Origin of the sequence: Corallococcus sp. AB038B (assembly GCF_003668955.1) — a bacterium.
In the GTDB taxonomy this organism is placed as follows: domain Bacteria; phylum Myxococcota; class Myxococcia; order Myxococcales; family Myxococcaceae; genus Corallococcus; species Corallococcus exiguus.
Genome location: NZ_RAWO01000003.1, coordinates 278,153 through 300,001 on the forward strand (window position 1 = coordinate 278,153; position 21,849 = coordinate 300,001).

Annotated in this window: 8 protein-coding genes; 5 read left to right on the forward strand and 3 right to left on the reverse strand. The window is 70.1% G+C overall.

Going from position 1 to position 21,849, the window contains the following annotated elements:
- Window positions 1-107: 107 nt before the first annotated feature.
- Entirely contained in the window at window positions 108-1,844 is a 1,737-nt protein-coding gene (locus D7Y04_RS17445) for a hypothetical protein (protein WP_233601493.1), read from the forward strand.
- Complete coding sequence (locus tag D7Y04_RS17450; protein ID WP_121760039.1) at window positions 1,841-3,157, forward strand: hypothetical protein; 1,317 nt, start codon at window positions 1,841-1,843, stop codon at window positions 3,155-3,157. The genes D7Y04_RS17445 and D7Y04_RS17450 overlap by 4 nt, the downstream gene beginning before the upstream one ends.
- Here D7Y04_RS17450 and D7Y04_RS17455 read toward each other — a convergent pair.
- The 3 genes from D7Y04_RS17455 to D7Y04_RS17465 form a co-directional block, all read right to left on the reverse strand.
- Entirely contained in the window at window positions 3,151-3,351 is a 201-nt protein-coding gene (locus D7Y04_RS17455) for a hypothetical protein (RefSeq protein ID WP_120596107.1), read from the reverse strand. The two genes, D7Y04_RS17450 and D7Y04_RS17455, sit on opposite strands and share 7 nt — an antisense overlap.
- 8 nt (window positions 3,352-3,359) lie before the next feature.
- On the reverse strand, window positions 3,360-4,079 hold the full coding sequence (locus D7Y04_RS17460; RefSeq protein WP_121760040.1) for a YcnI family protein: 720 nt from the start codon (window positions 4,077-4,079) through the stop codon (window positions 3,360-3,362).
- 94 nt (window positions 4,080-4,173) lie between these two features.
- A complete protein-coding gene (locus D7Y04_RS17465; RefSeq protein WP_147477126.1) occupies window positions 4,174-5,016 on the reverse strand; it encodes a hypothetical protein in 843 nt (280 codons plus the stop codon).
- A 739-nt stretch (window positions 5,017-5,755) separates the two neighbouring features.
- On the opposite strand from D7Y04_RS17465, the gene D7Y04_RS17470 reads away from it, so the two are divergent.
- From D7Y04_RS17470 to D7Y04_RS17480, 3 genes are read left to right on the forward strand one after another with little or no spacing between them, the layout of a single operon-like run.
- Window positions 5,756-11,137, forward strand: a complete 5,382-nt coding sequence (locus D7Y04_RS17470; RefSeq protein WP_158627531.1) for a non-ribosomal peptide synthetase — start codon at window positions 5,756-5,758, stop codon at window positions 11,135-11,137.
- A 44-nt stretch (window positions 11,138-11,181) separates the two neighbouring features.
- A complete protein-coding gene (locus tag D7Y04_RS17475; protein WP_121760043.1) occupies window positions 11,182-15,840 on the forward strand; it encodes a type I polyketide synthase in 4,659 nt (1,552 codons plus the stop codon).
- 39 nt (window positions 15,841-15,879) lie between these two features.
- On the forward strand, window positions 15,880-21,849 hold the full coding sequence (locus D7Y04_RS17480; RefSeq protein ID WP_121760044.1) for a type I polyketide synthase: 5,970 nt from the start codon (window positions 15,880-15,882) through the stop codon (window positions 21,847-21,849).

Here is a 21,849-nt window from a genome sequence, read left to right on the forward strand (position 1 = left end):
GGGCCTGTGGCAGTCGGCCTGTGCCGCCTGGCTGGCCCGATCTGGACCGAAGCGAACAGCGCCTCGCACCCTTCCTGGCCTGTGCCTCGCCCGCGGCCTTCGTGGCCATGCAGCGAGGGGTGGACATGCCCCGGCTGGTGGAGTCCCTTGATGATTGGGATGCCGTCCGGCTGGGAGCGTTGGGGCCGTTGGACGCGAAGGCCTCCGGCATCCTTCAACGCAAGCGCGCCGCTTTTCTCGTCAGCGCGGTCGAGAAGTATGGCGCGCCACGCGCGGAGGTGTTCGCCCTCTTCATCCTCCACGCCACCTTCGATGACGAACTGCGCGAACTGGTCCAGCGCCTGGCCCGCGACAAGCAGCTCGGGGAGACCTTGGGCGGCATGCCCACCGTGCGCGAGGAGTTGCTGCGCAGGGGACTGAAGGTCACGACGTATCCAGAGCGGGAAGAGCAGGCCGGTGACGTCCTGCGAGGCCTGGGACGCGCGGGGCGGGATGCGCTGTCCAGCACCGACGTGAGCGCGGGGGCCCGCTACGTGGAGTTCTCCGCGAAGCGTGCGCAACTACCGCCGCCGTACCAGGAAGCGCTCGACGCGGTGGAGCGGGCCCTGATGGCAGGGCACTTTTCACCGGGCAACGTGGTGAGGGGCGGCTTCGACCACCTGACGTTCGGTGTCCCGATGGGCTTCTTCCACTTGCTCGCGGGAACGGCCCAGGGTGCAACGTCATTGGCGAAGGGCCGGTACGAACAGGCCACGCGAGAGCTGGCACCTGCCGCGTTCATGGTCGCGCTGTACGCGGGAGGCAAGGGCGCACGGGCCCTGCGAAGAGAACAGCCTCCCTTCGACCTGGAGGCACTCAAGGCGGCGGTGGAGCGGCTGGAGGACCAGTTTGGGGTGAACGCCACGCGGGAGCTGCTGCGTCAGCTCCGAGCGAGCCGGGAAGGCGCCCTCCTCGCCGCCGAGTGGGGAGAAGCGGGAGCGCTCGCGCTGCACGAGGCCCGAGGCAATCCGGCGAAGGCCCAGGCCCTCCTGGCGGAGGCAAGCCGTGAACGCCCGGGCTCCGCACAGAAGAGCACCGGCAGAAGTGGAGACGCCGCCGCGCTCTCGAAGGACTTCGCGGGAGTACCGCCGGAGGTCTTGGAGGCACGGCTCGCGCAGGTGGAATGGGAGGCCACGGGGCCACGGCTGTCCCGCGATGTGTCCTTCCTGAAGGAGCATCCACCTGAGAGGGATGCACCGCCGGGAGCCGAAGCTCACCCCCTCTGGACCGAGTACATGAGTTATCGCGAGGCCCGGCTCGCGGAACTGGAACGGGGCATACCCGCCAAGGGTCCGCTGCGATGGGAGGGCTACCTGGAGCTGCGCGGACAGTTCATCCGCGGGCTGATGTTCGAGCGAGACATGGTCGCCCAACTCCGAGCGGATGCGGCACTGCCGCGGGCACAGCGTCGGTGGCTCAAGGACTTCGATCAGCCCCGCATCGAAACGCACGTGGGTATGACGAAGGCGGACCTGCGCTTCGCGGACGTGCTGGTCGTTGAAACGAAGCCACCGTCAGGCCAACCACCACGCATGGAGACCTTCAGCTTCAAGAGCCGCGACCTGCATCTGCTGAGCTTGGGCGAGCTGACAGCTCAAATGAAGGCGGACGCGCGTGGAGCGGTCCAGTATTACGGCGAGACCGTGAACATCCGTCGGCCAGGACTCGAAGGAACGGTGCGAATCCAGAGGGTTCACCTTGTCTATGAAGGTGGCAGATTGAAACCTGCCAAGGGAAGCACGCTCAAAGGCGCGTTGGAGTCCGTCCTTAGCAACGTCGCTGGCGTGGAGGTCGTAATTCAGTGACAGACGACAACCTGCTGCTCTCGTTCAATGGCGCCTGCAACACACTCGCGGATCACAACGGTGAATTGGCGCCGCTGCTCACCGCGCTTGAGTCAGGTGCAGGTCCATGGATGCCGGACATCACCCAGGGGAAACGGCGGCAGCCTTACACACGCACGGCGGTCGTGAAGGCCCTGACAGAATCACGAGATGAGCGAACCACCTCCGTCGGACTCCACCGCACGACGGGGCCCAAGCTGGACATGGAGATTCTGCTTCGCTTTCCACCTCTTCCTCCGAGCCTTCGCATCTGGATCGACGTCAACCCGATTGACCTATTCGCGGAGGAAGCCCGCTGCCAGGCGTTCGTGGAGATGGTCCGTGCATGGGCCATCCACTATCCCGTCACCCACGCCTCGGCTCACAGCGTGGCGGACAGGGAACTGGCGGACTTCCCCAATTTCGGCCGGGACGACGAGACGACCTACCAGGACGGCTTCGATAAGATCTACGAAGTCTGCTGGCTCAACGTCTTCGGCGCGAAGCTCGTGGACACTGTCGGCCGCGAGCGCATGCGCTCCACGCCCGCCCACCGCGTCGAAGAACTTCCCGACGGCTCCATCCTCCTCGTCACCTGGCCTACCGCCGCGGACTTCGCCACTGAGGCCGCCCGCGTCGCGCAGGCCCACGCGTGGGTCCACCTTCGGCCGGACCTCGACTTCGACACGGTGATGGCCATCCTCCGCGAACGAAGCGCGACCCTCGCCCCCGTCGAGCCCCGCTTCGCTCCGGACGTCGCCGCGCTGCTCTCACGCCTCCCCGAATACGTATCCCTGGCCCAGCACCAGCGGCGCATCGCGGAGCTCAATGCCTACGTCCCGCCAGAGCCAGACGAATGGCTCCCCCTGGACGCGGCCCTGCCGTCAGACGTGGCCGACCCGAAGGCCGCCCTTGATCAGTACGCATACTTCGCGGAACGCCTCGTGGCGCTGCTCCACACGCCGGTGCCCTCCGTGTTCAAGGCGTCCCCCGAATCCCTGACGGACATCGACGTCCACTTCTGGAAGGAGACCTTCCCGGACACCTTCGAGCGGCACAACATCGAGGCCATCGCCGTCCCCGCCGTGGGTGCCTACCTGGGCGAAGTGCTGGTCAAACACCTGGGCGGACAATGGCTCCCACGCAAGCAATGGATGGAAGCCCAGGTCCGAGTCGGTGACCGCGTGTGGCTGCCCTTCGCTCGCGCGCACCGCTACATGCGGTCCACGCAAGCGCTGTTGGACCACTCCCTCACCCAGCTCTACCGCGTCGCCGAACGCCACGCCCGCTACTGAGCGGGCGGCTTGAGGTCGTCCGGCAACCGCTCCAGCGGAGGACGCTCCAGCGCCCCCGGCCGCTCGATGCCAGAGGCCGTACCCGCGTCCTCCACGATGGTGCCCCCATCGCTCTGCCCCGTGGGCGGCGGCGAGGGCTTGTCCGAACAACCGGCGAGAACACCGACACACAACACGAAGATCCAGTGGCGCATGGTCGCTCCTAGTACTTCACCCAGATGACCGTGCCCGGATGGATCTGCGTGAGCGCGGTGACACCAGACTCCTTCTCGATGAGCGCCTGCGTGACACGGTTGAAGCTGTACGCCTGCGTGCCAGACCAGACAATGAGCGCGTCCTTGAACACGGTCAGGTCATGCACGTGCTCCTCCACCGTGTACTGGTTCCAGCCCGGCAGCCGAGAGGGCATCAGGTAGAGCGACGGCGCCGGGTTCTCCGAAGGCCCCGTGCCCGCGTCCCCATCGTGGTTGTGCTCACCGCCCGCGGTGCTCGTCCACTCCACCACCGTCAGCGTGCCAGCCTGCGTGCTGCACGTCTGCGTCGTGGGGAAGAACAGCGTGGTGAACGGCTTCGAGGGCAGCTTCATGCGCAGCCCCAGGTGGAAGAAGTGCGTGTCCGCCGCCTTCACGTTGCCCGTGGGCTTCGTCCACGTCACCGCCGTCACGTTGCCGGACGCATCCTTCTCCACCTCGGCCGTGCCGAACACGGAGTCCACCGGGCGCACGTTCGTGACGCCCTCCGGAATCTGGACCCGCATCTTGTATGTGTCCGCGCCGTCACAGCCGTGGCTCACCGTGATGTCAGCCTCGAAGGTCGCCCCGGCATAGGGAGGCGTGGCACCCGCCACCGCCGCGTGAGCGAAGACGGACGAGGACAGCAGCGAACCCGCGACAAGACACAGCGGCCCCAGGGAAGACTTCATCGGGTGACTCCGGGAAGAAAGGAACATCCCGGATATCAGCCTCCCGTGGCGCGAACGCTGCGGTCATTTGTCGCAGCGTCCGCACCGGGCATCCTCACGGCAGCGCGATGCGCCCCGGAGCGTTCTGGGCGCCCTGCTCGGTGTGACAGCTGTTGCAGTCCCCGTTGCTCTGCGGCGTGGCCATCATCCGCGACGTGCCATCCGGCCCTACCAGCCGCGCCCGGTACGGCATCGGGAAGGACGGCTGGAGCGTGGTGGACATGAAGTTGCCCGCGGAGTTCGGCACCAGCGTGAGCCGCACCTGATCCTCCAGGTCCAGGATCTCCACCTTCACGTTCGACGGCTCCTGCAGCCGCGGATCACACCCGTCCGCCTCGTGGAGCGTCGGGAACACCGTGCCCATGAAGAAGTACGCCACGGAGGGCGCCTGCTCCAGGTGGCAGCTCCGGCAGGCGATGCCGGGCGCCATGTAGGCCCCGGTGCCGCTCGCCTCGGACCAGATGCTCCCGCTCGCGCACGTCGTGGGCGCGGGACCAGCGGGCAGGCTGCCGCAGGTCCCCGCCGGCATCCCCGACTCCAGCCACCCCATGAGCAATGCCCGCTCCGCTTCCGGCATCGGCGGCTCGGAGGCCGGCGGCATCGGAGACTGCGCGTCCTTCATCCGCGTCAGGCTGCGCTGCCCCATGCTGCTCTGGGCGTCCACCATCGAGGCCCGCTGGAAGTCGGAGCGCGCCAGCAGCGCCATGGGCGCGTACGCCTTCGCGGGCGTGGTGTGGCAGTACGCACAACGCTCCGCGATCACGGCCTGAACGTCACAGGGAAGGCTGTCGGGGCCTGGATCCACCACGCCCGCGTCCAACACCACCGCCATTGCCGGCTCGGCGGAACACCCCAACGCGCCACACAACAACAGCGCCTTCCACGTCCACCGCATCACGTCCCGACTCCATCCCGGCATGGCTTCCACACTCCCGGGCGGCGTCTACCACGCGCGCAGTGCTCCCCCGTGCGGCAAAACCGCGCAGGGCCATGTCGGACCCACCCCGTATCCTCCTCAAACACTCATCAGACGAATTCAAGGAATCCCATTTTCACTGGCAATTCCCAGACACAGACAGCCGCCGGGCGATCCCACCGAGGCCAGACGCTCGCGGGGAGGCGGACCCATACACTCCGCGTGTTCCCGTCGCATGATCCGATGTGTCACGTTTACACGGACACCGCGCGCACTATCCCGCGAACAGGGGAGGTCCCCGGGTTTCCGACCTTGGGGGTCATTTGAATGTTCCTCCATTCGCGCGATGAAGTGACGGGCGGCCCAGACGCTCTCCGAATTCCGTCACCATGAAATTCGCACCCTGCTCTGCTCCTGAATCACGAGCTCCCCGCCGTGCCCGCGGGCCGGCAAGGCTCCAATGTGGGTGGGGGGGATTGCTCGCGCCCGCGCCAGGCGATACATGCGCGAGACAACGCCCCTTCACGGCGGGTGCTGATTGCGACTGACCTCTTGAATCCCTGTCTTGCCGGGAGACAGCAGCCCCCCGGCCCCTGAATCCGCGTCTCCGTGCTTCCCGTGCACGGAACACCCCCGCCTCCCAGGAGTCGCGTCAATGCCCACTGGAACCACGCCCGGTTCTTCCCCGGTCCCCGAGTTTGCGTTTTCCACCCTGGTTGAATTGCTTCGCGTTCGCGCAAGCACCCAGGGCGACCGTCGCGGATTTACGTTCCTGCTGGACGGGGAAACGGACGAAGCGCACCTGACGTACGCGGAGCTGGATCAGAAGGCTCGCGCGATCGCGGCGGCGCTCCAGGCGCGCGGCGCCCAGGGCCAGCGGGCGCTGCTGCTGTATCCGCCCGGGCTGGACTACATCGCCGGGTTCTTCGGCTGTCTGTACGCGGGCGTGATCGCGGTCCCCATCTATCCGCCGGACCCCATGCGCCTGGCGCGCACGCTGCCGCGCCTATTGGCCATCAGCCAGGACGCGCAGGCCACCATCGCCCTCACCACCGACTTCATCTACGGCATGGGGGAGATGCTCTTCGAGCAGGCGCCGGAGCTGCGGGAGCTGCACTGGATCGCCACGGATACGCTGGACGCGGAGGTCGCCGAAGGGTGGAAGGACCCCGGCGTGGCCACGGACACGCGGGTGTTCCTCCAGTACACGTCCGGCTCCACGTCGTCGCCCAAGGGCGTGGTGCTGACGCACGGCAACCTGCTGCACAACTCGAAGCTGATCCACTCGTGCTTCGGTCACTCGACGCAGAGCCAGGGCGTCATCTGGCTGCCGCCGTACCACGACATGGGCCTCATCGGCGGCATCCTGCAGCCGCTGTACGGCGGCTTCCCGGTGACGCTGTTCTCGCCGGTGGACTTCCTCAAGCGCCCCATGCGCTGGCTGGAGGCCATCTCCCGCTACAAGGCCACCACGAGCGGCGGGCCGAACTTCGCGTTCGACCTGTGCGTGCGCAAGTCCACGCCTGAAGAGCGCGCGAAGCTGGACCTGAGCCACTGGGACCTGGCCTTCAACGGCGCGGAGCCCATCATGCCGGACACGCTCCGGCGCTTCGCGGAGGCGTTCGGTCCGCAGGGGTTCCGCTCGGAGGCCATCTATCCCTGCTATGGCCTGGCGGAGGGCACGCTCATCGCCTCTGGCGGTGACAAGCGCGAGCTACCCGTGCAGCGCACCGTGGACGGGGGCGCGCTGAAGGACAACCGCGTGGTGGCGAAGGAGGCGGCGAGCCCCGGCGCCCAGACGCTGGTGGGCTCCGGCCGCAACCTCACGGATCAGCGCCTGGTCATCGCGCATCCGGAGACGGGCGCGCCTCTGGCCGCGGGCCAGGTGGGCGAGATTCGCGTCGCCGGGCCCAGCATCGCGCAGGGCTACTGGGGCCGCGATGAGCAGACGCGGACCACCTTCCAGCAGCCGCTGGCCGGAACGGGTGATGCAACGCCGTTCCTGCGCACGGGTGACCTGGGTTTCCTCGCGGACGGCGAGCTGTTCGTCACGGGCCGACTGAAGGACCTGATCATCATCCGCGGGCGCAATCACTACCCGCAGGACATCGAGCGCACGGTGGAGTCCGCCCACCCCGCCATCCGCCCCGGCTGCACGGCGGCGTTCTCCATCGAGCAGGACGACGAGGAGCGCCTGATCGTCGTGACGGAGGTGGACCGCCGAGCGGTGGAGCGTGACGGCGTGGACCTGGACGCGCTGGCGCAGGGCATCCGGCAGGCCGTGGCGGCCGGACATGATCTGCAGGCCCAGGGCGTGGTGCTGCTGGGGCCGGGCGCCATCCCGAAGACGTCCAGCGGCAAGATTCAACGCTTCGCCACCCGCGCGGAGTACGTCGCGGACACGCTGGAGGCGCTGCACAAGAGCGTCATCGCCGCCGCGCCCGCGCCGGTGCCCGAGGCCGTGAAGACCGCCGCTCCGGAAGCCGCCGCCGCGCCCGCGCCCGTGGGGCCGGACACCAGCATGCTGCAGAAGATGCTGGCGGTGGTGACGGACGTCACCGCGCGCCGGGCCATGGTCGTGGTGTTCCTCCAGGAGCAGGCCGCGCAGGTGCTGCGGCTGCCCACCGCGCAGGTGGACGTGCAGAAGCCGCTGCATGCCTACGGCGTGGACTCGCTGATGGCGGTGGACTTCAAGAGCGCGGTGGACGCGGGGCTGGGCATCGACCTGCCGCTGTCGGACGTGCTCCAAGGCGTGTCGCTGTCGAAGCTGGCGGAGGTCGTGGTGACGCTGATGTCGGCGCCCCCGTCCCAGCAGTCCTCCAGCGCGGTGGCCGCCTCGTCCGCCACCGGTGACGCGCCCCTGTCCGGCGGACAGCAGGCGCTGTGGTTCATGCACCAGCTCGCGCCGGACAGCGCCGCCTACCACGTGCCCGTCGCGGTGCGCGTGCGCGCGGGGCTGGACGCCAACGCGCTGAAGGGCGCCTTCGAGGCGCTGGTGGCCCGCCACCCTGCCCTGCGCACCACGTTCGTCATGGCGGCCACGGGACCCGTGCAGCGCGTGCACGCGGAGCTGCCGCTGGACTTCACCACCACGGACGCGAAGGGCTGGAGCGACGAGCAGGTCGCGGAGCACCTGTCCGCAGAGGCCCGCCGCCCGTTCGACCTGGAGAAGGGTCCGCTCCTGCGCGTGCGGCTGGTGTCGCGGTCCGCGGAGGACCACGCGCTGCTCATCTCGATGCACCACATCGTCACCGACTTCTGGTCGCTGGCGGTGATGGCGGAGGAGCTGGACGCGCTCTACCCGGCGCTCAAGCTGGGCAAGCGGCCCACCCTCGCGCAGCCCGCGCGCACCTACGCGGATTACGCGCGCTGGCAGTCGGAGATGCTCACCGGTGCTCGTGGCCAGGCGCTGGAGAAGTACTGGCGCGAGCAGCTGTCCGGCACGCTGCCGGTGCTGGACCTGCCGACGGACCACCCGCGTCCCCCGGCGCAGACCTTCAACGGCCGCGTCCACACCACCCGGCTGGACGCGAACGTCGCGAGCGCGGTGAAGGCGCTGGCGCGCGACAACGGCGCCACGCCGAACATGGTGCTCCAGACGGCGTTCCAGGTGCTGCTGCACCGCTACACCGGCCAGCAGGACTTCACGCTGGGCGTGGTGAGCGCGGGCCGCGGACGCGCGGAGCTGGCGGGCATCACCGGCTACTTCGTCAACCCGCTGGTGGTGCGCACGCGGCCGTCTCCGTCGCTGTCCTTCACGGACTACCTGGCCCAGACGCGCCAGACGATGTTGGGCGCGCTGGAGCACCAGGACTACCCCTTCAGCGCGCTGGTGGACCGGCTGCAGCCGGTGCGGGACCAGAGCCGCTCGCCTCTGTTCCAGGTGATGTTCGTCTACCAGCGCGCCTCCAAGCTGGACGAGCGCGGCCTCACGCCCTTCGCCCTGGACATCCCGGGCGCGAAGTCCACCGTGGCGGGCCTGCCCATCGAATCGCTGCTGCTGTCGCACGGCGGCGCGCAGTTCGACCTCACGCTCACCATGGGCGAGGCGGACGGCGAGCTGGTGGCCTCCTTCGAGTACAACACCGACCTCTTCGAGGCCGGCACCATCGAGCGCATGGCCGGGCACCTGGCCACGCTGCTGTCCGGCATCGCCGCCCAGCCGGGCCGCGCGCTCGCGGGGCTGCCCCTGCTCACGCAGGGCGAACAGCAGCAGCTCCTGGAGACGTGGAAGGGTCCGCGCGTGCCGCTCACGCAGGCGGACATGCTGCCCGCGCTCTTTGCGGCGCAGGTGGCTCGCACGCCGGACAACGTCGCGGTCCTCTTCAAGGACGCGCAGCTCACCTACCGTGAGCTGGATGCACACGCGGGGCAGCTGGCCGCGTGGCTGCGCGGCGTGGGCGTGAAGCCGGGCGACATCGTGGGCATCTGCCTGGAGCGTTCGGTGGAGACGCTCGTGTCGGTGCTGGCCGTGATGGCCGCGGGCGCGGCATACGTGCCCATCGACCCGGCCTACCCCTCCGAGCGCGTGGCCTTCATCCTGGGCGACACGCAGGCGCCGGTGCTCATCACGCAGTCCTGGCTCCAGCGCACGCTGCCCTCCGGCATGTCCGCGCGCACGCTGTTCGTGGACCAGCCGCTGGACGGCGCGCTGTCCTCCGCTCCCGCCGCGACGGTGGCGGCCGGGGACCTGGCGTGCCTCGTCTACACCTCCGGCTCCACCGGCCAGCCCAAGGGCGTGATGCTGGAGCACGGCGGCCTGGCGAACCTGGTGCGCTCGTTCGTGGAGTCCTACGCGCCTGGCGCGACGGACCGGATGCTGCCGCTCACATCGGTGGCCTCCGCCAGCTTCGTGGGCGAAATCCTCCCACTCCTGTGCACGGGCGGCGCGCTGGTGCTGCCCACCGAGGATGAGATCCTCGACCAGGAGAAGCTGTACCAGCTCATCACCCGCCACACCGTCACCATCGTGAGCACGGTGCCCGCGGTCATCGCCGGGCTCAACGCGCGCCTGGAGCAACTGCCTCCGCTCAAGCTGGTGCTCTCCGGCGGCGAGGCGCTGGTGGCCAGCGACGTGGAGAAGCTGCTCGCCACGGTGCCGGTGGTGAATGGCTACGGCCTCACGGAGACCACCGTGTGCTCCACCTACCACCGCATGGCGGTGGAGGACCTGCAGGGCCACGCGTGGGTGCCCATCGGCCGGCCCGTCATCAACACGGACGTGTACGTGCTGGACGCGGAGCGCAACCTGCTGCCCGTGGGCGTCGCCGGTGAGCTGTACGTGGGCGGCCTGGGCGTGGCGCGCGGGTACTGGAAGCGGCCGGAGCTGACCACGGAGCGCTTCGTCGCGAACCCGTTCGGCTCCGACAAGGGCGAGCGCCTGTACCGCACGGGCGACCGCGCGCGCTGGCTGCCGGACGGCGTGCTCACGTTCCTGTCCCGCGCGGATGATCAGGTGAAGATCCGCGGGTTCCGCATCGAACTGGGTGAGGTGGAGGCCGCCGTGCGCCGCCACCCGGCCGTGAAGGACGCGTTCCTGATGGCGCGCGAGGACTCGCCCGGCGACAAGCGCCTGGTGGCCTACGTGGTGCTGGGCGAGCCCGCGCCCACGCACTCGGACCTGAACACCTTCCTCGCGGAAGGACTGCCGCCGTACATGCTGCCGTCCGCGTACGTGCCGCTGTCCGCGCTGCCCCTGTCGCCCAACGGCAAGGTGGACGCGAAGGCGCTGCCCGCGCCGGAAGGTGCGCGCCTCGCTTCCGGCGTGGCCTACGCCCAGCCGCAGAGCGCGGTGGAGCGCAGCGTGGCGGCCATCTGGGCGTCGGTGCTCAAGGTGGAGCGCGTCGGCCTCAACGACAACTTCTTCGAGCTGGGTGGCAACTCGCTGCTCATCGCGCAGGCCCACCGGCGGCTGAAGGAGGAGCTGGGCGCGGAGCTCGCGCTGGTGGACATGTTCAAGTTCACCACGGTGAGCGCGCTGGCCCAGCACCTGGCGAACAAGGGCGAGGACTCGGGCGCCGCCTCCCAGAAGATCAAGGACGAGGCGGAGCGCCGCCGGGCCGCCCAGGCGCGGCGTCAGCAGGCGCGCGGCCGTGGCAAGTAACCAACGACTTTCAGGCACACCCCAAGATTTCGAAGGACGGCTCCATGAGCACTGAAACTCCCGAAGTGGATGGCATCGCGGTCATCGGCCTGGGCGGCCGCCTTCCCGGTGCGAAGACCATCTCCGAGTTCTGGAAGAACCTCACCGGCGGCGTGGAGAGCATCACGTTCTTCACCGATGAGGAGCTCATCGCGGAGGGCGCCGACCCCGCGATGGTCCGCGCGCCCAACTACGTGAAGGCCCGCGGCACGCTGGGCGACACGGATCAGTTCGACGCGGCCTTCTTCGGGATGAACCCCCGCGAGGCCGCGCTGATGGACCCGCAGCACCGCGTCTTCCTGGAGTGCGCGTGGGAGGCCATGGAGGCCGCCGGCTACAGCCCGGAGCGCCAGCCCGGCCGCGTGGGCGTGTTCGGCGGCATGAGCATGAACACGTACCTGCTCTCCAACCTGTACTCGCACCTGGCGCACGTCGCGTCGGTGGAGAGCCTCCAGGCGTCCATCGGCAACGACAAGGACAGCCTCACCACGGAAGTGGCGTACCGGATGGACCTGAAGGGGCCGGCCGTCACGGTCCAGTCCTCGTCCTCCACGTCGCTCACGTGCATCCACTACGCCTGCCAGAGCCTGCTGTCGTTCGAGTGCGACATGGCCCTGGCCGGCGGCGTGTCCATCCACTTCCCGGAGAAGGCGGGCTACCTGTACCACGAGGGTGGCACCACGGCGCCGGACGGCCACTGCCACACGTTCGACGAGGAGGCCGCGGGCTTCGTCGCCGGCCACGGCGCGGCGGTGGTCGCGCTCAAGCGCCTGTCGGACGCGCTCAAGGACGGCGACACCGTCTACGCGGTGGTGCGCGGCTCGGCGGTGAACAACGACGGCTCGCAGAAGGTCAGCTACATGGCCCCTGCCGTCGCGGGCCAGGCGGAGGTCATCGCGCTGGCGCAGGCGGTCGCGGGCGTGGATCCGGACTCCATCGGCTACGTCGAAGCGCACGGCACGGCGACCAAGGTCGGTGATCCGATCGAGGTCGCGGCGCTCACGCAGGCCTTCCGCCAGGGCACGGACAAGAAGAACTTCTGCGCGCTGGGCTCGGTGAAGAGCAACATCGGCCACCTGGACTCGGCGGCGGGCGCGGTGGGCTTCATCAAGGCGGCCCTCACGCTGCACCACAAGGTGATTCCGCCCAGCCTCAACTTCAAGAAGCCGAACCCGGCTTGCGACTTCCCCAACAGCCCGTTCTACGTGAACACGGAGCTGCGCGACTTCCCTCGCGGTGAGACGCCGCGCCGCGCGGGCGTCACGTCGCTGGGCATGGGCGGCACCAACGCGCACGCCATCCTGGAGGAGGCGCCGGAGCTGCCCGCCACCGACAAGGCCCGCCTGCCCGCGCAGGTGGTGCTGCTGTCGGCGCGCACGGAGAACTCGCTGGAGGTCGCCACCGACCGGCTGGCCGCGCACCTGCGCGAGAACCCCAACGTGGACCTGGCGGACGTGGCGCACACGCTCCAACTGGGCCGCAAGCGCTTCGGCAAGCGCCGCGCGGTGGTGGCGCGCACCACGGCGGAGCTGGCCTCCGCGCTGGCGGAGCGCACCCCGGGCCGCGTCTTCTCCGGCAGCGCGGAGAACAGCGGCCGTCCGGTGATGTTCATGTTCTCCGGGCAGGGCTCGCAGTACGTGGACATGGGCCGCGAGCTGTACGAGACGGAGAAGTCCTTCCGCGCCCAGGTGGACACCTGCGCGGAGAAGCTCAAGCCGCACCTGGGCCTGGACCTGCGCACGGTGATGTACCCGGCCGCGGAGTCGCGCGAGCTGGCGTCGGAGCGCCTCAAGCAGACGGGGCTCACGCAGCCCGCGCTGTTCGTCATCGAGTACGCGCTGGCGAAGCTCTGGGAGTCGTGGGGCGTGACGCCGCACGCGATGGTGGGCCACAGCATCGGGGAGTACGTGGCCGCGTGCCTCGCGGGCGTGTTCACCCTGGACGACGCTCTGGCGCTGGTGGCCGCGCGCGGCCGGCTGATGCAGTCGCTGCCCGCGGGATCCATGCTCGCGGTGTCCCTGCCGGAAGAGCACGTCACGCCCATGCTGCCGGAAGGCCTGTCCGTGGCGGCGGTGAACAGCCCGGCCACGTGCGTGGTCGCCGGCCCCACGCCGCTGGTGGACGCGTTCGGGGAGACGCTGAAGCTCCAGGGTCTGGCTTCGTCGCGGCTGCACACGTCGCACGCGTTCCACTCCGCGATGATGGACCCCATCCTGGACTCCTTCCGCGAGGCGGTGCGCAAGGTGGCCCGGAAGGCGCCGACGAAGCCCTACCTGTCCAACGTCACCGGCACCTGGGTGACGGCCGAGCAGGCCACGAGCCCCGACTACTGGGCGAAGCACCTGCGCGGCGCGGTGCGCTTCGCGGACGGCGTGGCGGAGCTGCTCAAGGAGTCCGACGCCATCCTGCTGGAGGTGGGCCCGGGCAACACGCTCGTCACGCTTGCGCGGCAGCATCCGGACAAGGGCTCGAAGCACGCACTGATCAACTCGCTGCGCCACCCGAAGGAGCAGGTCGCGGACCTGGACCACGTGCTGGCCACGCTGGGCCGGCTGTGGCTGGAGGGCGTGGAGGCGGACTGGGACGCGTTCCGTGGCGGTGAGAAGCGCCGCCGCATCGCGCTGCCCACGTCCCCCTTCGAGCGTCAGCGCCACTGGGTGGACCCGCGCAAGGAGACCGCCGCCGACGGCGAGCGCGCCGAGTGGGCGTCCGCGGATCAGAAGCAGCCCGTGGCCCGCTGGTTCTACCTGCCGTCGTGGCAGCGCGCGCTGCCGTCGCCTCAGGGCACCTGGAGCGAGAAGAAGGCCACCTGGTGGCTGCTGCTCCCGGACGACTCCAACGAAGGCGTGGGCGCGCGGCTCGCGCTGAAGCTGGGCGAGGCCGGCCAGGACGTGGTGCGCATCACCCCGGCCGCCGTCACCGCGAAGCATGACGAGCACCACTGGTCGCTCGCGCTGGGCGGCGAGGCCACGGTGCTGGAGGCGCTCACCGCGCAGGGCCGCGCCCCGGACCACGTGCTGCACCTGGGCACGCTGGGCCTGGGTGACGCGCACGGCGAAGCGGACTTCGAGTCCGCGCTGGGCAAGGGCTTCCTGGGGCTTCTGTCCCTGGCGCAGGCCCTGGGCCGTCAGCCGGGCACCCGTCCCGTGTCGCTGGTCGCGGTGACGAACCGCATGCAGGCGCTGGGCGACGAGGCGCCGAACCCGGAGCTGGCCACGGTGCTGGGCCCGGTGCGCGTCATCCCGCAGGAGTACGGCCACCTGTCCGCGAAGGCCGTGGACGTGCGCCTGCCGCCGTCCGGCAGCTGGCAGGAGACGGCGCTGGTGGAGGCCCTGCTGTCCGAGGCCGCCACGCCGTCCAAGCTGGAGACCGTCATCGCGTACCGGGGTGGGGCCCGCTGGGTCCAGCACTTCGAGCACGTGCCGGCGGACGCGCCGCGCGCCGCGCAGTTGCCGCTGCGCGACGGGGGCGTGTACCTGCTCATCGGAGGCTTCGGCACGCTGGGCTTCTCCCATGCGAAGTCGCTGGCGAAGCGCGCGAAGGTGAAGCTGGTGCTCGCGGGCCGCACGGCGCTGCCGGAGCGCTCGCAGTGGGACGCGCACCTGTCCGCCCATGGCGAGGACGACGCCGTCTCCCGCCGCATCCGTCAGGTGCGGGAGCTGGAGACGCTGGGCGCCCAGGTGCACACCGTGTCCGTGGACGCGGGCAACAAGGTCCAGGTGAAGGAGACCGTGGACGTGGCGCTGACTCACTTCGGCGCACTGCACGGCGTGGTCTTCGCCGCGGGTGACGTGGGCCAGGCGCTCTTCCGCGCCATCCCGGACACCCGGCCCGAGGACGTGCGCGACACCTTCCACGGCCGCGTGCGCGGGCTGTACGCGCTGGAGGAGGCGGTGCGCGGACGCGCGCTGGACTTCTGCGTGCTGTCGTCGTCGCTGGCGGCGGTGCTGGGTGGCCTTGGCCTGGCGTCGTACTCGGCGGCCACGTCCTTCATGGACGCGTTCGCCACGAAGCAGGCGCAGACGTCGCCGGTGCCGTGGATGAGCGTGGGCTGGGACGCGTGGCAGTACGAGTCCCGCGCGGGCGGTGCGCAGAGCCCGTTCGGCGCGCTGGCCATCACGGCGGCGGAAGGCGAGGACGCCTTCGAGCAGCTCTTCCAGTTGGGAGCCGTGTCGCACGTGGCCGTGTCCACGAGCAACCTGCGCGCCCGCGCGCGCAAGTGGGCCCAGCCGGCCGCCGCGCAGGAGCAGGCGGAGGCGAAGCAGGAGGCGGGTTCATCCCTGGGCACCACGCCCCGGCCCGCGCTCCAGAACGCCTACGTGCCGCCTCGCGACGAGCTGGAGGAGAAGATTGCCCGCCTCTGGCAGACGACGCTGGGCATCGACCAGGTCGGCGTGCACGACAACTTCTTCGAGCTGGGTGGCAACTCGCTCGTCGGCGTGAAGCTGATTGCCCGCGTGCGCGAGCAGTTCGGCGTCGCGCTGCCGGCCGTCACCCTCTACGAAGGCCCCACCGTGGGGGCGCTGGCCAAGCTGCTCAAGGCCGCCAGTGGCACCGAGGACACGGAAGCCGCGCCCGAGGAGACCGAGGCGCTCAGCCGCGGGGAGCGCCGCCGTGCGCGCCGCACCAACCGCCGGGGAGACAGCGCCTCCGACGAGGAGTAGCCGTCCCCTCTCCCACCTTTCGCCGCCCGAGCACACCCCATGTCCGCTGAATCGAACATCGACGCGCAGGCCATCGCCATCGTCGGCATGGCCGGACGTTTCCCCGGCGCTCCCGACCTGGACTCCTTCTGGAAGAACCTGCGCGACGGCGTGGAGTCCATCCAGCCCGTCCCCGACGCGGAGCTGGAGAAGCTGGGCGTGGACCCCGTCCTTCGGAAGGACCCGCGCCACGTGAAGGCCAGCGCCGCGCTCGCCGGCATGGAGCTGTTCGACGCGGGCTTCTTCGGCTTCACGCCCCGCGAGGCGGAGCTGATGGACCCGCAGCACCGCGTTTTCCTGGAGTGCGCGTGGGAGGCGATGGAGAAGGCGGGCCACACGCCGGAGGGCTTCGACGGCTCCATCGGCGTATTCGCGGGCGCGGCCACCAACACGTACCTGGTGTTCCACCTGGTCCCCAACTTCGACCAGTTGAGCGGCATGGACCAGGTGCAGATTGACGTGAACAACGGCGGCGACTTCCTGGCCACCCGCGTCGCGTACAAGCTCAACCTGCGCGGCCCCAGCTACTCCATCACCAGCGCGTGCTCCACGTCGCTCGTCGCCACGCACGCGGCCTGCCAGAGCCTCTTGAATGAGGAGTGCGACCTGGCCCTGGCCGGTGGCGTGTCCGTGCACGTGAAGCACCCGGAGGGCTACCCCTTCGTGCCCGGCGGCATCGTGTCTCCGGACGGCCACTGCCGCGCGTTCGACGCGAAGGCGGAGGGCACGGTGTTCGGCAGCGGCGTGGGCGTGGTGGTGCTCAAGCGGCTGGCGGATGCGATTGAAGACGGCGACCACATCCACGCCATCATCAAGGGCAGCGCCATCAACAACGACGGCGCGCTGAAGGTGGGCTTCACCGCCCCCAGCGTGGAGGGCCAGGCCACCGTCATCACCGAGGCCCTGGGCGCGGCGGGCGTTGCGCCGGAGACCATCGGCTACCTGGAGGCGCACGGCACCGGCACGAAGATGGGCGACCCCATCGAGGTGCGTGCGCTCAACAAGGCGTTCAAGTTCCGCTCGGCGGCGGCGAAGGCGAACCCGCCGAAGATTCCGGTGGGCTCGCTCAAGAGCAACATTGGCCACCTGGCCAACGCGGCCGGCGTCTCCAGCCTCATCAAGGCCGTGCTGACGCTGGAGCAGCGGCAGATTCCGCCCAGCCTCCACGTGACGGAGGTGAACCCGGAGATTCCGTTCGCGGGCGGTCCGTTCTTCGTCAACACGAAGCTCACCGACTGGCAGGCGAACCCCAAGCATCCGCGTCGCGCGGGCGTGAGCTCCTTCGGCGTGGGCGGCACGAACGCGCACATCGTGTTGGAAGAGGCGCCTGTCCTCCCCGCGTCCGGTGCGTCCCGTCCGGCGCAGCTCCTGGTGCTGTCCGCGAAGAGCGACGCGGCGCTGGATGCGGCGACGAAGAACCTGGCCGCGCACCTGAAGGCGAATCCCGCGCAGGCGCTGGCGGACGTGGCCTTCACGCTCCAGACGGGCCGTCAGGCCATGGCGAAGCGGCGCGTGCTGGTGTGCCGCGACCGCGACGACGCACTCGCCGCGCTGGAGGTGGAGGGCAGCCCCCGCCAGTGGACGAACACGCCGGACGTGCACGAGCGGCCGGTGGCCTTCCTGTTCCCCGGCCAGGGCTCGCAGTACGTGGGCATGGCGCGCGACCTGTATGCGTCCGAGCCGACCTTCAAGCGGCACCTGGACGCGTGCGCGGACAAGTTGACGCCGCACCTGGGTCTGGACCTGCGCACGGTCCTCTTCCCGGATGCATCCAAGGCGGAAGCGGCGACGCAGGCGCTGACGCGCACGGAGCTGACGCAGCCCGCGCTCTTCGCCGTGGAGTACGCGCTGGCGAAGCTGTGGATGGCCTGGGGCGTGAAGCCCTCCGCGATGCTGGGCCACAGCATCGGTGAGTACGTGGCCGCGTGCCTCGCGGGCGTGTTCAGCCTGGACGACGCGCTGGCGCTGGTGGCCGCGCGCGGCAAGCTGATGCAGGGGCTGCCCTCGGGCGCCATGCTGTCCGCGAAGCTGGACGAGTCCGCGCTCAAGCCGCTGCTCCCCGCGAACGTCAGCGTGGCGGCCGTGAACGCGCCGGGCTTCACCGTCGTGGCGGGCCCCTCCGACGCGGTGGACGCGCTCCAAGCGAAGCTGGAGGCGCAGGGCGTGGAGGTGTCGCGGCTGCACACGTCGCACGCGTTCCACTCCGCGATGATGGACCCCATCCTCGCGCCCTTCACCGAGCGCGTGCGTCAGGTGAAGCTCAACGCGCCCACCCTGCCCTTCCTGTCCAACGTGACGGGCACCTGGATTGAAGCGGCGCAGGCGACCGACCCGGGCTACTGGGCCACGCACCTGCGCCAGGCCGTGCGCTTCTCCGCGGGCCTCCAGGAGCTGTCCCGCAAGTGGCCGCAGGCGGCGCTGCTGGAGGTGGGTCCCGGCACGGTGCTCACCACGCTGGCGAAGCAGCAGCCGGGCGCGGAAGGCCGCGTACTCATCTCCTCCACGCGCCACCCGCGCGAGCAGGCGCCGGACCTCCAGGTGCTCCTGGGCGCGCTGGGCCGGCTTTGGCTGGGCGGCGTGACGGTGGACTGGAAGGGCTTCGCGGGCAACGAGCAGCGCCGCCGCGTGCCGCTGCCCACCTACCCCTTCCAGCGCGAGCGCTACTGGATCGACGCGAAGCCGCTGGGCGGTGGTGCCCGTACGGACGCGCCCGCGTCGCTGGCGAAGCGCTCGGACGTGGCGGACTGGTTCTACGCGCCGTCGTGGAAGCTGTCCCCGCTGCCCAAGGCGAAGGACGCGGCGGGCGCGGGCTGGCTGGTGCTCGCGGACGACACCGGAGTGGCGGAGGCCCTGGCGCCGAAGCTGGAGGGAGACGTCTTCCGCGTCGTCCCCGGCGCGCGCTTCGAGCAGCGCCCGGACGGCACGTTCACGGTGGACCCGGCGCGCCGCGAGGACTTCTGCGCGGTGCTGGAGGCGCTGAAGAAGCAGGGCCGCGCGTTCTCCAACGTGGTGCACCTGTGGAGCCTGTCGCGCGAGCCCCTGTCCCAGGAGAAGTCGCTGGACCTGGGCTTCCACAGCCAGCTGTTCCTCGCTCGCGCCCTGGGCGACACGGGCCACATCGAGCCGCTCACCTGGTCCGTGGTGACCAGCCGCTCCGCCCGCGTGGAGCAGGCGGACGCGCAGCTGCCGGAGCAGTCCCTGCTGGTGGGCCCCTCGCGCGTGCTGCCGCAGGAGTACCCGAACCTCGCGTGCCGCTTCGTGGACGTGGTGCCCGGCGACGCAAGCGCGGTGGCGGACCGGCTGACCGCGGAGCTGCGCGCCGAACCGCGTGACGCGGTGGTGGCCCTGCGTGGCCGCCAGCGTTGGGTGCAGACCTTCGAGCCCGTGCGCCTTGAGGCGGCCGGCGCGGAGGTGCTGCGCGACGGCGGCGCGTACCTCATCACCGACGGCCTCACCGGCATCGGCCACGCGCTGGCGTCCGAGCTGGCCACGGTGCACCACGCGAAGCTGACGTTGGTGGAGACGGCGGACTTCCCCAGCCGCGGCCAGTGGACGGCGTGGGTGGAGAAGCACGGCGTGGAGGACGCAGTGTCCCGCCGCATCCAGCGCGCGCTGGCCCTGGAGCGCACGGGCGTGGAGATGCTGGTGCTGCCGGCGTCCCTCACCGAGGTGGAGTCCATGCGCGGCGTGGTGGACGCGGCGGTGGCGCGCTTCAGCCGCATCGACGGCGTCATCCACGCGGCGGGTGGCATGCAGGGCGCCACGCTGGGCACCATCGCGGAGACGGGGCCGGACGAGTGCGCCTGGCACTTCCGCCCGCAGGTGCACGGCGTGCGGGTGCTGGAGCAGGTGCTCCCGAAGGAAGGCCCCGCGTTCTGCCTCCTCGTGTCGTCGCTGTCGTCCGTGCTGGGCGGCCTGGGCCAGGTGGCGCAGGCCTCCGCCAGTGCCTTCATGGACGCCTTCGCTGAAGCGCGCACGGAGGGCTTCGCCTACCCGTGGCTGAGCGTGGACTGGGACGCGTGGCAGTTCGCGGACGCGCAGGCCATGGCGGAGCTGTCTCCCACGCTGGCCCAGTTCGCCATCCAGCCCGCCGAAGGCCTGGAGGCGCTGCGCCGCGCGCTGTCGCATGGCGAGAGTGGCCGGCTGGCTGTCTCCACCGGTGACCTGGCCGCGCGCCGCCGTCAGGGGCCTCGCGCCGCGAAGACGGAGAAGGGCAAGAAGGACGCGGCGAAGGGCAACAAGCACGCGCGGCCCTCCATCCTCACGCCCTACGCGGCGCCTCGCACGGAGCTGGAGAAGACCGTCGCGGGCATCTGGGAGCAGGTGCTGGGAATCGGCGGCATCGGCATCAACGACAACTTCTTCGAGCTGGGCGGCCACTCGCTGCTGGCTACGCAGCTGCGCAACCACATCCATGCGGTGCTGAAGGTGGACCTGTCGCTGCGCGGCCTCTTCGAGACGCCCACCGTCGCGGGCGTCGCCGGGCGCGTGGAGCAGGAGCTGGGCAAGCGCGCGGCCTCCACGGAGAAGCCTATCGCGGAGCGCCTGCGCACCGCGTTCCCCACCGAGCGCCCCGCCCTGCTCACCGAGTACCTGCGCCACCACATCTCCGAAGGCCTGCGCATCCCGCTGGACAAGCTGCCCGCCGACGGCAGCCTCAAGGGCTACGACCTGCACGCGCTGGGCGCGGAGCTGGAGTACGACCTGCGGCAGGACTTCAAGTTCCAGCTCTACCCGCACGAGGTGCAGGCGCACCCGTCCATCCCGGAGCTGTCCAAGTACCTGCTGGTGGAGATGGACCGCCTGCAGGACCCGCAGCGCTTCGCGGAGAACAAGCCGCTGTCCGCGTATCCGCTCAAGCCTTATCGAGCCCAGACGTCCGGCATGCAGCGCACCAACACGGCGAAGAAGAACCCGCCCATGGTGTTCGTGCACTCCAGCCCGCGCGCGGGCTCCACGCTGTTCCGCGTGATGCTCGCGGGACACCCGCGGCTGTTCTGCCCGCCGGAAGTGAACCTGCTCTTCTTCGAGGGCATGCGCGAGTGGCGCGAGAACATCGGCTTCGGCAGCGAGATGGAGTGGACCACGGGCGGCCTGCAGTGGGCGCTCATGGAGCTGGAGAAGCTGGACTCGCCCGCTGGCGCCGCGCTGGTGGACCGGCTGGTCGCGGATGACGTGTCCGCGCAGGACGTCTACCGCCGCCTCCAGGAGAAGTCCTCGCCCCGGCTGCTCGTGGACAAGACGCCCACGTACGCCATGGACGTGGAGACGCTGGAGCGCGCGGAGCGGATGTTCGAGGGCAACAAGTACATCTACCTCTACCGCCACCCGCTCCCGGTGATGGAGTCCATCCTCCGGATGCGCTTCGACCGCCTCTTCGCCGCCGGCCTCTTCGGCGACGCGGACGTGGACCCCTACGTGGTGGCGGAGACGGTGTGGGCCCTGTCCAACCGGAACCTGCTCAACTTCTTCGACGGCATCGGCCGCGAGCGCTGCCACTGGGTGCGCTACGAGGACCTGGTCGCGGACCCCACGAAGGTCATGACCGGCGTGGCCCGGTTCCTGGGGCTCGAGTTCGACGAGCGCATGGTCCAGCCGTACGACGGCAAGAAGGACCGCATGATGGGCGGCCTGGGCGACCCGAACATCCTCCAGCACCAGGGCATCGAGAAGAAGATGGGCGAGTCCTGGAAGCGGATCAAATGGCCCCGCCCCTTCGACGCCTCCACCCACGCGGTGATTGAACGGCTGGGCTACTCCGTGGAGGGCGCCACGCCCACGCAGCCGCTGGTGACCGCGCAGCCGGTGGCCACGCCCGCCGCGAAGCAGAAGGTGTCCGCGGCGGAAGCGGAGAAGTTGCTGGAGAACATGGACCAGCTGTCGGACGAACAGGTGGCGGAGCTGCTCGCGGTGCTGGAAGACGCGGGTGGCGGTGACGGTGGTAGCAGCAGCAGCGAGGACGCGGCCTGA